The organism is Pseudomonas sp. RGB, assembly GCF_007713445.1.
GTDB lineage: Bacteria > Pseudomonadota > Gammaproteobacteria > Pseudomonadales > Pseudomonadaceae > Aquipseudomonas.
Genome location: NZ_VMSH01000024.1, coordinates 9059 through 21120 on the forward strand (window position 1 = coordinate 9059; position 12062 = coordinate 21120).

14 protein-coding genes, 1 pseudogene and 1 riboswitch are annotated in these 12062 nt (G+C 61.2%); of the genes and pseudogenes, 4 read left to right on the forward strand and 11 right to left on the reverse strand.

Translation table 11 applies throughout. The features are described 5' to 3' along the window. Positions 1 to 502: 502 nt before the first annotated feature. Genes FPT15_RS27910 through FPT15_RS27920 form a run of 3 tightly spaced genes read right to left on the reverse strand, consistent with a single transcriptional unit; the run spans position 503 to position 3429 of the window. A complete protein-coding gene (locus FPT15_RS27910; protein ID WP_145165995.1) occupies positions 503 to 1522 on the reverse strand; it encodes a sensor histidine kinase KdpD in 1020 nt (339 codons plus the stop codon). Between the two features lie 9 nt (positions 1523 to 1531). Then, positions 1532 to 2998, reverse strand: a complete 1467-nt coding sequence (locus tag FPT15_RS27915; RefSeq protein ID WP_145165996.1) for an ATPase domain-containing protein — start codon at positions 2996 to 2998, stop codon at positions 1532 to 1534. Next, positions 2995 to 3429, reverse strand: a complete 435-nt coding sequence (locus FPT15_RS27920; RefSeq protein ID WP_256676531.1) for a hypothetical protein — start codon at positions 3427 to 3429, stop codon at positions 2995 to 2997. Before FPT15_RS27920 ends, FPT15_RS27915 begins: the two co-directional genes overlap by 4 nt. Positions 3430 to 3541: 112 nt before the next feature. After that, a riboswitch (cobalamin riboswitch) is annotated at positions 3542 to 3735 on the forward strand. A 115-nt stretch (positions 3736 to 3850) separates the two neighbouring features. Here FPT15_RS27920 and FPT15_RS27925 point away from each other — a divergent pair. The 3 genes from FPT15_RS27925 to FPT15_RS27935 are packed head-to-tail and all read left to right on the forward strand — an operon-like array spanning position 3851 to position 6623. Then, a complete protein-coding gene (locus FPT15_RS27925; protein ID WP_145165997.1) occupies positions 3851 to 4861 on the forward strand; it encodes an ABC transporter substrate-binding protein in 1011 nt (336 codons plus the stop codon). Next, positions 4858 to 5862, forward strand: coding sequence for an iron ABC transporter permease (locus tag FPT15_RS27930; protein ID WP_145165998.1), 1005 nt, complete (start codon positions 4858 to 4860; stop codon positions 5860 to 5862). The genes FPT15_RS27925 and FPT15_RS27930 overlap by 4 nt, the downstream gene beginning before the upstream one ends. Continuing rightward, a complete protein-coding gene (locus FPT15_RS27935; protein WP_145165999.1) occupies positions 5859 to 6623 on the forward strand; it encodes an ABC transporter ATP-binding protein in 765 nt (254 codons plus the stop codon). The genes FPT15_RS27930 and FPT15_RS27935 overlap by 4 nt, the downstream gene beginning before the upstream one ends. A 164-nt stretch (positions 6624 to 6787) precedes the next feature. Here the strand turns inward: FPT15_RS27935 and FPT15_RS27940 are convergent. The 8 genes and pseudogenes from FPT15_RS27940 to FPT15_RS27975 form a co-directional block, all read right to left on the reverse strand. Then, positions 6788 to 7285, reverse strand: a pseudogene (locus FPT15_RS27940) (GNAT family N-acetyltransferase). Beyond that, positions 7282 to 7506, reverse strand: a complete 225-nt coding sequence (locus tag FPT15_RS27945) for a hypothetical protein (RefSeq protein ID WP_145166000.1) — start codon at positions 7504 to 7506, stop codon at positions 7282 to 7284. Before FPT15_RS27945 ends, FPT15_RS27940 begins: the two are co-directional and overlap by 4 nt. Before the next feature lie 84 nt (positions 7507 to 7590). Continuing rightward, complete coding sequence (locus FPT15_RS27950; RefSeq protein WP_145166001.1) at positions 7591 to 8130, reverse strand: hypothetical protein; 540 nt, start codon at positions 8128 to 8130, stop codon at positions 7591 to 7593. 189 nt (positions 8131 to 8319) lie between these two features. Next, positions 8320 to 8526: a membrane protein insertion efficiency factor YidD gene (gene yidD / locus FPT15_RS27955; RefSeq protein WP_145166002.1), complete on the reverse strand. Its 207-nt coding sequence runs from the start codon at positions 8524 to 8526 to the stop codon at positions 8320 to 8322. Next, positions 8523 to 8765 (reverse strand): DUF4177 domain-containing protein, encoded by a 243-nt coding sequence (locus FPT15_RS27960; RefSeq protein ID WP_145166003.1) that lies wholly within the window; start codon positions 8763 to 8765, stop codon positions 8523 to 8525. The genes yidD and FPT15_RS27960 overlap by 4 nt, the downstream gene beginning before the upstream one ends. 53 nt (positions 8766 to 8818) lie before the next feature. Beyond that, positions 8819 to 9769 carry an alpha/beta hydrolase gene (locus tag FPT15_RS27965; RefSeq protein ID WP_145166004.1) on the reverse strand — a complete coding sequence of 317 codons (951 nt, stop codon included), beginning with the start codon at positions 9767 to 9769 and terminating at the stop codon, positions 8819 to 8821. Further along, entirely contained in the window at positions 9769 to 10209 is a 441-nt protein-coding gene (locus tag FPT15_RS27970; protein WP_124418050.1) for a TspO/MBR family protein, read from the reverse strand. Before FPT15_RS27970 ends, FPT15_RS27965 begins: the two co-directional genes overlap by 1 nt. Positions 10210 to 10267: 58 nt before the next feature. Then, positions 10268 to 10837, reverse strand: a complete 570-nt coding sequence (locus FPT15_RS27975) for a nucleotidyltransferase family protein (protein ID WP_145166005.1) — start codon at positions 10835 to 10837, stop codon at positions 10268 to 10270. A gap of 124 nt (positions 10838 to 10961) precedes the next feature. Here FPT15_RS27975 and FPT15_RS27980 point away from each other — a divergent pair, with 124 nt between their 5' ends. Beyond that, positions 10962 to 11567, forward strand: a complete 606-nt coding sequence (locus FPT15_RS27980; protein WP_178119761.1) for a hypothetical protein — start codon at positions 10962 to 10964, stop codon at positions 11565 to 11567. Positions 11568 to 12062: the final 495 nt, after the last annotated feature.

Sequence of the window (12062 nt, forward strand, 5' to 3'; positions counted from 1 at the left end):
GACAACTGCTTGGCTGACACACTGCAATCGCAGGCAAGCCAGCTCCCACCTTTGATTTGCGGCGTTTGTGGCCGTGCGTGATTTCTGCAACGCGCAGACCGTGTGGCTGGATCGCAAATAAAACAGGCAACACCTTTCAACTGTGGGAGCTGGCTTGCCTGCGATAGCGGTGGGTCAGTGACAACTGCTTGGCTGACACACTGCAATCGCAGGCAAGCCAGCTCCCACCTTTGATCTGCGGCGTTTGTGGCCGTGCGTGAATTCTGCAATGCACAGACCGTGTGGCTGGATCGCAAATAAAACAGGCAACACCCTTCAACTGTGGGAGCGGGCTTGCTCGCGAAGGCGGTGTATCAGTTGGCAAATTTGTCGACTGACAGACTGCATTCGCGAGCAAGCCCGCTCCCACTCAAGCCCGCTCCCACCTTTGATTTGCGGTGTAGGTGGCCGTGCATGAATTCTGTAACGCGTAGCCCCTGTGGCTGGATCGCAAATACACGAGTCAGCCGTTCAACAACGGCAGCGTCACCACAAACTCACTGCCCTTGCCCTTGCCCGCGCTTTTGGCGGTGACCTTGCCGCCATGTGCTTCAACCAGCTCGCGCACCACCGTGAGCCCGATCCCCAAGCCCGAGCCGTTGAAGCCGATGGCGTGTTCATCCTGCACGTAAGGGTCAAAGATCAGCGGCAGCGCCTTGGCCGAAACGCCGATGCCGTTGTCACAAATGCTGATCCGCAGCGCGTCCGTCGCGGTCACAGCCAGCACAATCGAGCCACCCACCGGCGTGTACTTGGCCGCGTTGGCCAGCAGGTTGTGCAGAATCTGCGCAAGGCGCCCGGGGTCTGCGCTCATCATCAGTTGGCCGTCAGGCAGGTGGGCATCAAATTGCTGCTTCTTCGCCCGCATCACCGGGCCGCAGGCATCAATGGCACTTCTGAGGATCTGCAGCATGTCTACATCGCGTCGATCGATGCGCAGCTTGCCCGTGCTGACGCGGGACACGTCCAGCAAGTCGTCGACCAACTGAGAAATATGCTGCACCTGACCTTCAATCAGCGCACGCATGCGCGGCAGCTGATCGCTGGGCAGGCGAACCATGCGCTCGGCGATCATGCTGATCGGCGTCAATGGGTTGCGCAGCTCATGCGCCACCATCGCCAGGATGCTTTTCTGCTGACTCAACGCACGCTCGGCCGTGGCCTGCAGGTCTTGCGCACTGAGCGCCGCGATCACCAACTGCGCATTCGCCTCGCGAAGCTCCTGGTACAGGCGTTGTTCCTCCAGGAGCGGCGGGCTGGCGGCGTCCGACTGCGCAAGGAGGATCGCCAGCACCAACTGCTGGTTAGCTTCAATCACCTGCTCGACGTGCTGGGTATCCACCAGACGGCTGCTGGCGTCAGTCAATTGCTGCTGCAGCGCCGCGAGCGCCGCACGCGCCTCAACGGTTTTTTGGCCAATGAGGAACAGCTCGTGAGCCGCCGTGGTCAGCTCACTTTCAGGCTTGCCGTCGCCGCCACTCATGAGTCGGGCTCACACATGTTTGGTTTTCGCTGAAACCTGCCGGGTCGGGTGCCCACCCAGCAACCCTTCCTGCTCGGGCAGCATGTCGCGAATCTGCAGGCCGTTATCGTCGATGTGGTACTGGCGCAGTTGGTCGGAGTGGGCGCTGGCGCGCACTTTGACCACGGCCATGATGCGCAGTAACCGGCTTTGTACTTCGATATAGCGCTGCACGATGATCGCGTCGGTCAGAAACGCGGTGCCATAAGGGCTGAAGCGCAGGTCGGTGTAACGGTCTTCGAGCTCCGAGGTCATCAACACGCTGACCCCAACGGCGGTCAGCGCAGTGACCATGCGTGACAGCGACTCGCGAAAATCCGCACGGAAGGTAGGCGCCAACGCCAGCTCAAAGCCTGACAGCGAGTCAATCACCACACGGGTGGCTTTCAACCGGCTGATTTCACTGAGCAGCAGTTGCACGATTTCGTCGATGGACAGGTCCGGCGCGCGGCTGTCCACCAGACTGACTTTCCCGCTCTTGATCAACTCGGCCAACTGAGGGTTCTGCGAATGGTTGGGCCGTTGCTCGAACGCCGCAATCACCCCGGTTTCGCCGTTGCGCACGCCTTCAGCGAGGAAGGTCGCCGCCAGGATGCTCTTGCCCGATCCGGACGGGCCGGCCACCAATAGCGAATAACCACGAGGCAGGCCGCCGCCGAGCATCTCATCAAGCGCCGGCACGCCCATTTTCAGGCGGGTGATCGGGAACGTCGACGGCGCTTCAACCGCACGGTTGACGGCGGCCGGCGGGAACACCTTGACCCCCGAGGTGGCAATACGAAAGGTGTGCAGCCCCGGCAAGGTCGGTTGGCCGCGCATCTTCATGATTTCCATCTTGCGCACCATCGAATTGCGCTCAACGCTCTGGCGCAGCCAGATCAGGCCATCGGCCACGGTGAAAATCGGATTGGTGTCCGTCTCGGTGAAATATTCACCGATCAGGAAGGTGGTCGCCTGCCACGTGGTCATCAACATGCCCAACTGCTGGATGAACTGCGGCAGGTTGTTGTTCGGGTTGTGCTGCGTCTGGCTGGCCAGCACCACGGAGCGGAACGAATCGACAAACACCAGCGACGGCGAATGCGCCTCGACCTCGCTGACAATGCGCCGCAATACCTCGTCCAGGTCGCCCGCCAGGGTGTCGTCCGCCAGGTTTATATAACGAATCGACCGGTTGATGGCGGCGTCGTCGAAAAAATCGAATTGCTGCTGATAGCGCAGCATCTTCAACGGCGGCTCACCGAGCACGGTAAAGAACAGCGCCGGACGCTCCGGCGTGGCCAGCGCAAACATCATCTGGTGCGCGAGGGTGGTTTTGCCGCAGCCTGGCGGGCCGGCGATCAGGTTGAACGAAAACTCCGGCAGGCCACCGCCCAGTACCTCGTCCAGTCCTGGCACACCCGTGGCCAGGCGGTTGATAGTCACTTTGGTGCTCATGGCGAAATTTCCTGCGAAGAGGTGTCGCTCGAAGAAGGCTGCCACACGCCAACCAGCAGACGTGCGGTGAGTGAAGGCCCGATCAGCGTGGTCAGAAGCTCGTAGAGGGTCGTCAGCAACACCTCACCGAAAAACAGCGCATCGGTTTCGTTCTGCTCGACGAGTACGGATTTGAGGGCAATCAAGTCCATCGCGGCCGGCACACTGTCATAGGTGGCGGCCAGGCGTGGATGGGTCGAGACGCACAGATGGAAGCTGCGACGGTACAGCGCGGCAACGCCTTGCTGGCCGATGACGGGCGCCAGTGCTGCGCCCACATCCTGCAAAATCGAAACAACCGCCGCGGCGATGCTTGCAGTGTCAGCCTGCGGACCAACACGGTGCGCCAGAGAAGCTACGATCCGGCGGCTCTCTTCGCTAAGCGTGGGCATGTCTGACTAATATCTGATGAACAGAGACTGATGGTACACCCTATATCCGCAGATAGAGACCCCCGGCGGCCTGCCAATTGCGCGTGGACAGGCTCCCCCTTGCGGGCATGATCGACTACCATACCGCGCCGGTTCCCACACGGGACTAATAGGGAATCCGAAGCGCGTTCATTGCGCCAATCGGAACTGCCCCCGCAACTGTAGGTGCTGAGCCTGCTCCACATCGCCACTGGGCATTGCCCGGGAAGGCCGGAGCGTGGCGACGACGCATCAGTCAGGAGACCTGCCGGCCCAGCAAAATCACTAACCGGCGGGGTGTCCGGGAAGTACCTCCGCGCCCTGCGATGCCCGCAGCGCTCCAGGGTGTATTTCCGGGCCGTACCTCCCCAGTTCCACGTACGGTTTACCCGGAGATTGCCCGATGTTGCCACGCGTTAGCGCCCTGATCACCGCCCTGGGCTTTTGTGCCCTGGCCCAAGCGACGCCCACTCACTACCCGCTGACGGTGCAGAACTGCGGTAGCACCCTGACCTTTGAGCAGGCGCCTGCGCGCACGGTGACCATCGGCCAGGCCGCCACCGAGATGCTTTACGCCTTGGGCGTGGGCGACAAAGTGGTCGGCACCTCGCTGTGGTTCAACAACGTATTGCCGCAATTCAAGGCGCAGAACGACGCCATTGAGCGCCTGGCCAACAACGAACCCAGCTTCGAAGCGGTGATCGCCAAGCGCCCGCAACTGGTGGCGGCCGAGCTGGAATGGGTGGTGGGCCCGCAAGGCGTGGTCGGCACCCGCGAGCAGTTTCACGAGCTGAAGATCCCCACCTACCTGCTGCCCTCCGACTGCGAAGCCAAGGACAACCTGGTGGGCGCCGACGGCACGCGGCTGGAGCCGTTTCGCGTCGAGACCGTCTATAAGAGCATCAGCCAATTGGCCGAGATTTTCGATGTACAGGCGCGCGGCCAACAATTGAACGACGAGCTCAAGGCGCGCCTGGCCAAATCCATTGCCACCGCCCACAGCAAAGGCCTCAAGCAGGCCAGCGCATTGGTGTGGTTCTCCAGCTCGGAAATGGCCAGCGACCCGTACGTGGCCGGCCACAAGGGCGTGCCCGAATTCATGCTCCAAACCCTGGGCCTGCGCAACGTGGTGCAGTCCGATGAAGAGTGGCCCGCCGTCGGCTGGGAGACCATTGCCAAGGCCAACCCGACCTTTCTGGTGATCGCGCGCATGGACCGGCGCCGCTACCCGGCCGACGACCATGAAAAGAAACTCGCCTTCCTGCGCAGTGACCCAGTGACGCGCAACATGGACGCGGTGAAAAACAACCGCATCATCATCCTCGACGCCCTAGCATTACAGGCCAGCGTGCGCACGTTCGATGGCCTGGAACAGCTGGCCGGCGCCATTGATGGCTACGACCTGCACAAATGATGCGTACCCTTCTCGCCCTGGCGCTGCTGTTGCTCGCCGTGCTCGCCGGGGTGGCCATCGGCGAAACCGCCATCGCGCCGCAGGTGGTGTTGCAAGTGCTGGCCAACAAACTGTGGGCAGCCGGTTATGCGCTTGACCCAATCGACGAAGGCGTGGTGTGGAATTACCGCCTGACCCGCGCCCTGGTCGCCGCCGCGTGCGGTGCCGGGTTGGCCACGTGCGGGGTGATCTTGCAGTCGCTGTTGCGTAACCCGTTGGCCGATCCTTATCTGCTGGGCATCAGCGCCGGCGCCTCGACCGGCGCGGTACTGGTGGCGCTGATCGGCGTCGGCGGCGGGCTGGTTTCGCTGTCGGCAGGTGCGTTTGTCGGCGCCATGGCGGCCTTTGCGCTGGTGATTCTGCTGGCGCGCGCCAGCGGCTCGGCGAGCGGCACCGGCCAGATCATCCTCGCCGGCATCGCCGGCTCACAGCTGTTCAACGCCCTCACCGCGTTCCTGATCACCAAGTCCGCCAGCTCCGAGCAGGCACGCGGCATTATGTTCTGGCTGCTGGGCAACCTCAGCGGGGTGCGCTGGCCGTCGGTGTGGCTGGCGGTGCCGGTGACCGTCGCAGGCCTGGCGGTGTGCCTGTGGCATCGGCGTGCCCTGGATGCCTTCACCTTCGGCACCGACTCGGCGGCCTCGCTGGGCATTCCAGTGCGCCGAGCGCAGTTTGTGCTGGTGGGCTGTGCGGCGCTGGTGACGGCGGTGATGGTGTCGATTGTCGGCTCCATTGGCTTTGTCGGGCTGGTGATTCCGCATGCCGTGCGCCTGCTGATCGGTACCGGGCATTCACGGCTGCTGCCGGCCAGCGCCTTGGGCGGCGCGCTGTTTTTGATTGCTGCCGACGTGCTCTCGCGCACGCTGATCAAGGGCCAGGTGATTCCGGTCGGCGTGGTTACCGCGCTGGTCGGCGCGCCGGTGTTTGCATTGATCCTGATCGGCCGGAGAAACGCGCGATGACGGTGCTCAGTTGCACAGGGCTGGGGTTCAAAGTGCGCGACGCCGAGTTGCTGCGCGATATCCACCTTGACGTTCAGCAGGGTGAAACCTTGGGCATTGTCGGGCCGAACGGTTCCGGCAAGTCCACCCTGCTCAAACTGCTCGCCGGTTTGCGTGCACCGGCGTCCGGTGAAGTGCTGTTGGGCGGCCAGCACTTGGGCCGCCTATCCCGGCGCGCCATCGCGCAGCAACTGGCCGTGGTGGAGCAGCAGGCTGATACCGACGATGCCATCCGCGTGTTCGACGCCGTGGCGCTGGGCCGCACGCCCTGGCTGTCGGCGCTGAGCCCCTGGTCTGAAGAAGACGACGCCATCGTGCGCCAGGCGCTGCACGACGTGGACGCCAACCACCTGAGCAAACGCGCGTGGCGCAGCCTCTCGGGCGGCGAACGCCAACGCGTGCACATCGCCCGTGCCCTGGCGCAACGGCCGCAGATTCTGCTGCTGGATGAGCCGACCAATCACTTGGATATCCAGCATCAACTGGCGATCTTGAAGGGCGTGCAGGCCTTGCCGGTGACCACGTTGATTGCGCTGCATGACCTCAACCAGGCGCTGACCTGTGATCGTTTGGCTGTGCTGGATCATGGCTGCCTGGTGGCGCTGGGCCCGCCACTGGAGGTGCTGACGCCGCAGCGATTGCAAGAGACATTCGGGGTACAGGCGCACTACCTGACGGACCCGTTTGACGGCGCGCAGATCCTGCGATTGCGCTCTAACTGACTGGCTGAACGCCGTTAAAATGTGGGAGCTGGCTTGCCTGCGATAGCGGTGGGTCAGCCGACTGTTGTATCACTGACACACCGCCTTCGCGGGCAAGCCAGCTCCCACATTTGATTGAGTTCGGCTTCCAGAATCAGGTCGGCTGCCCGGGGTCCTTGAAGCAGCTACAGAGACCGCTGCATATGCGTCGTCCGCCAAACCGGATCCGCCTCGACATCAACAATCTCAAACCCCTGCCGAAGCCAAAAATCAATCGCACCAGCAAGAAACGGATGAGTATGCAGGTAAACCATCTCCACCCCCTCCCCGCGCGCCTTCGCCTCCAGCGCGCTGTACAACTCACCCGCCAACCCGAATCGGCGCAACGCCGGCGCCACAAACAGGCGCACCACCTCCACCGTCTTGAGGCCCTGGTAATTCAACTGGGAGAAGCGCCCGTCTTAGGGCACATAGCCGATGGCCGCAACAATTTGGCCATCAACGCGGGCGATCAGGAACTGGCCGTCGCCATGAACATACACCGCTTCAAATCGCGCCAGATCGTCCGGCATGCCGGCTGCGCTGAGCTTGGGGAAAAGCTCGCTGCGAGCCTCAAGGACAAAGTCCAGCACTGCTGGAATGTCGTCGCAGGTCACGTCCTGAATGACCGGTCGCTCGTTCATACAACTTTGATCTGGCTGATCCCTACCACCTGCGCCTGCTCCAGAATCTCCTCGGGCGTCGCATCCGCAGGCGGCAGGATCAACCCATTCTCCGCATCGCCAAAATGCAATTGCAGTAAATGCATCGCCGCCTCGTGCACGGGCAGTTCAGGCTGTTTGAGTTCAAACACGTGGGTGCGGGGCTCGTCGTTGAACAGGTAGTTCAGGGTGTATTCGCGCATGGTGAAGTCCTGATAATGGGAAATGAGCAACTGATTAACCTGACTTATCGATCAGCTTTTAAGTTCCCACCCACTCGCTCAGTGTCATTTAGTCTGCACGTAGCACAAAGCAGATCCCTTCACGCCCGACGCATGGACGCTGACATGGCGAGTGGAAAAGCCTGGCTTCTCGACGAACTGCTTCTCTTGCCAACTCGCATAGATGCCGTACTGATAACCGATGGCGCCATTGGCATACCACGACACGGCCATCTTATACACGCCCTTCTCATCGGGAGCCTCCCACAGCGTCTTGTCGATGACCGGCTTCGCCTGGTTGAACGTGCGCAGGTGGAACGTGCGCGGTCCGCCGTTTGGCTCGGTAGAACTGGACAGAAACAGCGTGTCGTCCTCGGCATCGTCTTCGGCAGCGGCCAGAATCACTGCCGGCACCCACTTCTCGCCCCGGTACTCTTTTTCGATGAACACCGTGCAGCTCAACGTACCGTCACCTGGGGTCTTCATTTTGAATTGCCGCTCGTACTGCCCGTAGGGCACATCAAACGAGAAGTAATATTCGGCGGCTTGAACACCTGCCACCAGCAAAAATGCCGATAGCCCTACCACTGCATGGGAAATGGCCACGTATGCGTCCTTGCGAGAGTCTGAAAATGAGGGTGTCAGAGGTTACCCAACTTGCAGGAGAATCTGAAAGATATCGCCCACTCTATCTTCACTTTTCAGGACTCCACGCTGGAAGGCCAAGGCGTGAACACTTTGCGCCACTTCGGGAATCGACGCGGTAGTCACTGGGAGCACCGAACGCGTGAATGCTTAGGGGAAATCCTGCCCGCCGTTCGGGTAACGACACCTGCAAATACGCCCGGCGGTTTTGCGACAGCCCTGCATAACGCCATACTTCTCGATAGCCTGAATAGCATAATTGGAGCAGGTAGGCTCAAACCGACAAGCATCGCGCAGTCGGCTGGGAGCGACTCGCTGGTACCAGCGAATCGCTGACAAGGCACAGCGCTTGATCATCGAGGCTTGCGCAAAGAAATCACGTAGTAGCTGCTGAGCACATCTTTCTTCCCAAACAGCGCATCGAAGCAACCGGCTTTGACGGAGACGCCGATTGTGTCGATTCGATAGAACTCCCAACCATCCTCGGCGTGAGCATTAACTACATTCTCAAGGTAGGCTGCAGCCTCATTGCCCCTATGCTCTTTCGCCCGAACTTCAATGTTCGGTGGCACCTGAACCATTTTGTAGATATACATCCGTGATCACCCTACAAGTGCTTGCATTCCCTTGAACACAAATCGCAGCAGCTTTATAGCTCGACGAGTGCGGGATGAACAGCCTGGATCCTCGCCGATATCCACTCCCGACTGTAAGCAAGTACGCCATCTGCCATCGCCACCGGAAAATGAATAAACCCATGGGCCGACTCCGGCAACAGGTGTGCCTCAACATGCGCAGCCGCGCCCCAGCGTTCGGCCATCTGCAACGTGTCATCCAGCAACGGGTCCCGTTCGCCGACAAACATCAACGCCGGCGGCAAACCGGTCAGGTCGCCATACAACGGTGACAACGGCGGTTGCCGACGTTGTTCATCATTCAACCCCGGCGTCAGCATGCGCAGCGCCTCGACCATTCCCGGCCCGTCCAGCAACAATGTCTCCGGCCCCGCCGTGCGCACGCTCGGTGTGCCGGTCAAGTCGTATACGCCGTAGTACAACACCGCACCGCGCACACGCTTGAGCAAATCCGGCCATTGCTTAAGCGCCAGCAAGGTTGCCGCCGCCAGATGCCCACCGGCGGACTCACCCACGACAAACACCGGCAAATCAGCAAACTCGTCACTGCTGAGCAACCAGCGCGCAGCATTCAGGCAGTCCTCCATCAGCCCTTCAACCGGCGTGTCGACCGCCAGCCGATAGTCCACCGACACCACCGCCACGCCACACGCCTGCACCATGCCCAGGTTCAGGTCGTCATCCATCTGCGCATTGCCAATCACCCAGCCGCCGCCGTGGATATCCAGTACCACGCCTTTGGGTTTGCCCGCCGGCCGCAGAATACGCACGGGCACCGCGCCCACCGTGCGGGTTTCTGCCGGCGGCGCTTTTTTGAGCGTTTGGCTGACCCGCAACAGCGCCTGAATCACACGCGGCGTGACGCGGTTGCGGATTTTAAAGCGCGGCATCCAGGCAAGCTTCTTGTTGAAGTCGCGCATCTGCGCCAGCTCAGGCTCGCTGGCAGGCCACGGTGTGTAGGCCATCAGCGATTGTTCCGCAGAATCGAGAAATTCAACGCCGCCGCCACGCTCAGCCACGCCAGGTACGGAAACAGGATCAACCCGGTGATCAAGTCCAACCGCAACGCCATCACCACCAACGCCGCTACTACGAGCCACAGCAGCACGATCACCACCATCCCGGCGAAGAGGTTATGCGCGCCGAAAAACACCGGCGTCCACAGCGTGTTCAGCGCAATCTGCGCCGCCCACAAGCCCAGGGCCAATTGGCTGCCGGGGATCATCGTCAGGCGATAGCCCGCCCAGGCGAGTAGCAGATAGATGACCGTCCAGGCCACCGGAAACAGCCAGTTGGGTGGGGTGAAGCTGGGTTTGACCAGGCTTTCGTACCACTGGCCGGGCTTGAAAATAACGCCGGTGCTGGCGGCGGCGGCGCAGGCGATGAGGAAAATCAGGAAGATCATGAGCTATCCACTCTCAGGGTTCATTTGAAGATAGGACGCATGGGGAGCCGGTAAAAGTTCACAAATCATCCGGCGCCACGATCTTCAGCCAAGGCCAGCGCGCTTGATAACTGCGGGCCTTGGCGGCGAACAACTCAGGCTCCGGGTGCAGCGGGTTGATGCGCAACACGCCCTGCTCCACATCCGCTAAGCCATAGGGCGCATACACCTCGCCGGTGTCGATCTCCAGCCCGATGCAGGTGCCGGCCACCAGGTAACGGTCCACGCCCTGTTTAGCCGAGCGCAACTGTGGATAAGGCCGACCAAAGCGCTCGCCGTACCAAAGGTGCACCCGCGCCTGGTTCTTGACCTCGACGTTAACGCCCAAATCCTCAAACAGCCGTTCGGCGGCGCGGATCACCTTGTCCTCCGCTTCGTAGGACAGATCCGTGTCGAAGTAAAAGACGTCGTAGTCCTTTACGCCCTGAGCCGCAGGCAAGTTTGACTGATGGTTCCATACGGCCTGGAACAGGCAGCCCGCCGTGAGCATGCACTGCTCCACACCGAGATCGGGCAGGCGTGCGGTGATCTGGGCGTTGATGGGGTTGGCCATGGCCAGTTCGAGCAGGGTGTTGACGGTCAATGTCATGGTTAATCCTTGGGTGTTCAGCGCGGCTCAAGCCACCGACCCTACACGACTGGCGGGAGGGTTTCGTGACAGCAATATTTCTATACACTTTGCCCGCCCACCACCAATCGTCAAGGATAAAACGATGCGAATCAGAGAAATGGCCCTCATCACCGCCGCCGCGTTGCTGCTCACCGCCTGCAGCGACAGCCCATCGGACGCCGACATTCAAGCCGCGCTGCAACCCAGGCTGGAAGGGGCTTCCTGCGTAAAGGCGGCGATGTTCAACAGCTTCCCGGTGACCTTGAGTGACAGCGTCATGAGCGGCACCTCCAGCGCCAACCAGCCGGCCTTCGATGCGCTGACCAACGCTGGCCTGCTGGCCAAAAGCGACAACACCTACACCCTCACCGACGCCGGCCGCGCCGCCTACGTGCAGCAGGAGTCCGGGTTCTGCTACGCCCAGGGCTATGAAATCGCCAAGGTCCAGAACATTGCCGCCAACACCAACCCCATGGGCGCCGCCGTGGACAAATCCTGGGTGGTAACCGTCGACATTCGCCAGAAAACCATCGCCGACTGGGCCAACACCCCGGCGATTGAAAAACTGGCCCGCAACCCGGAAAACCTCTCCGAAGTGCCAAAGACCTACCACGTGGTAGTCGGGCGTTTGAAGGGCGAGCAAACGCTGAAGCTGATCGACCCACGGTTTTCGATCATGCGTGGTGTTGGGGTGAATCAGGCGTTTTAAACCCGGCACGGTTGTGGCAAGCAGGCTTGTTGTGGCTTGAGTGCTTGTTGTGGCGAGCAGGCTTGCCCTGCGCTGGAGTGCGCAGCGCTCCCAACCCAGCCACCGCGGTCCAACAGTAAAACTCGGTCGCCGGTTTTAGGGCCGCTTCGCACCCCAACGCAGGGCAAGCCTGCTCGCCACAAAAGGAGTTTCCTCAGCCTGGGACATTGCGAACGGCCCGCAGCACCTTGCCCCATTGCCTACGCGTGCGTCAGAATCCGCCGGCTTGTGCGCTGGGGTGGCCGTCTCTAAGGTGGCTCGGTCGCTGAATGTTCAGTGATCGGGTTTAGTAGCCCACGGTTTAACCTAACAAGTGCATAAGCTTCATCTGTCAGACGTTCTCGTCTGCGCTTGATGGTGGCTGTGCGTAGGGCACCCTCGGGTGCGCCGGTTTTGTTAGGTTCCACCGGTCTACTAACCTGCGTACAGCTACCGCCTTTTCGTTTAGTAGCGATG

What these genes read in the sequence shown, in the direction of transcription:
- FPT15_RS27910 (WP_145165995.1), bottom strand. Translation starts at nt 1,522, where the DNA reads ATGAGTGGCGGCGACGGCAAGCCTGAAAGTGAGCTGACCACGGCGGCT.
- FPT15_RS27915 (WP_145165996.1), bottom strand. Translation starts at nt 2,998, where the DNA reads ATGAGCACCAAAGTGACTATCAACCGCCTGGCCACGGGTGTGCCAGGA.
- FPT15_RS27920 (WP_256676531.1), bottom strand. Translation starts at nt 3,429, where the DNA reads ATGCCCACGCTTAGCGAAGAGAGCCGCCGGATCGTAGCTTCTCTGGCG.
- FPT15_RS27925 (WP_145165997.1), top strand. Translation starts at nt 3,851, where the DNA reads ATGTTGCCACGCGTTAGCGCCCTGATCACCGCCCTGGGCTTTTGTGCC.
- FPT15_RS27930 (WP_145165998.1), top strand. Translation starts at nt 4,858, where the DNA reads ATGATGCGTACCCTTCTCGCCCTGGCGCTGCTGTTGCTCGCCGTGCTC.
- FPT15_RS27935 (WP_145165999.1), top strand. Translation starts at nt 5,859, where the DNA reads ATGACGGTGCTCAGTTGCACAGGGCTGGGGTTCAAAGTGCGCGACGCC.
- FPT15_RS27945 (WP_145166000.1), bottom strand. Translation starts at nt 7,506, where the DNA reads ATGCGCGAATACACCCTGAACTACCTGTTCAACGACGAGCCCCGCACC.
- yidD (WP_145166002.1), bottom strand. Translation starts at nt 8,526, where the DNA reads ATGATCAAGCGCTGTGCCTTGTCAGCGATTCGCTGGTACCAGCGAGTC.
- FPT15_RS27960 (WP_145166003.1), bottom strand. Translation starts at nt 8,765, where the DNA reads ATGTATATCTACAAAATGGTTCAGGTGCCACCGAACATTGAAGTTCGG.
- FPT15_RS27965 (WP_145166004.1), bottom strand. Translation starts at nt 9,769, where the DNA reads ATGGCCTACACACCGTGGCCTGCCAGCGAGCCTGAGCTGGCGCAGATG.
- FPT15_RS27970 (WP_124418050.1), bottom strand. Translation starts at nt 10,209, where the DNA reads ATGATCTTCCTGATTTTCCTCATCGCCTGCGCCGCCGCCGCCAGCACC.
- FPT15_RS27975 (WP_145166005.1), bottom strand. Translation starts at nt 10,837, where the DNA reads ATGACATTGACCGTCAACACCCTGCTCGAACTGGCCATGGCCAACCCC.
- FPT15_RS27980 (WP_178119761.1), top strand. Translation starts at nt 10,962, where the DNA reads ATGCGAATCAGAGAAATGGCCCTCATCACCGCCGCCGCGTTGCTGCTC.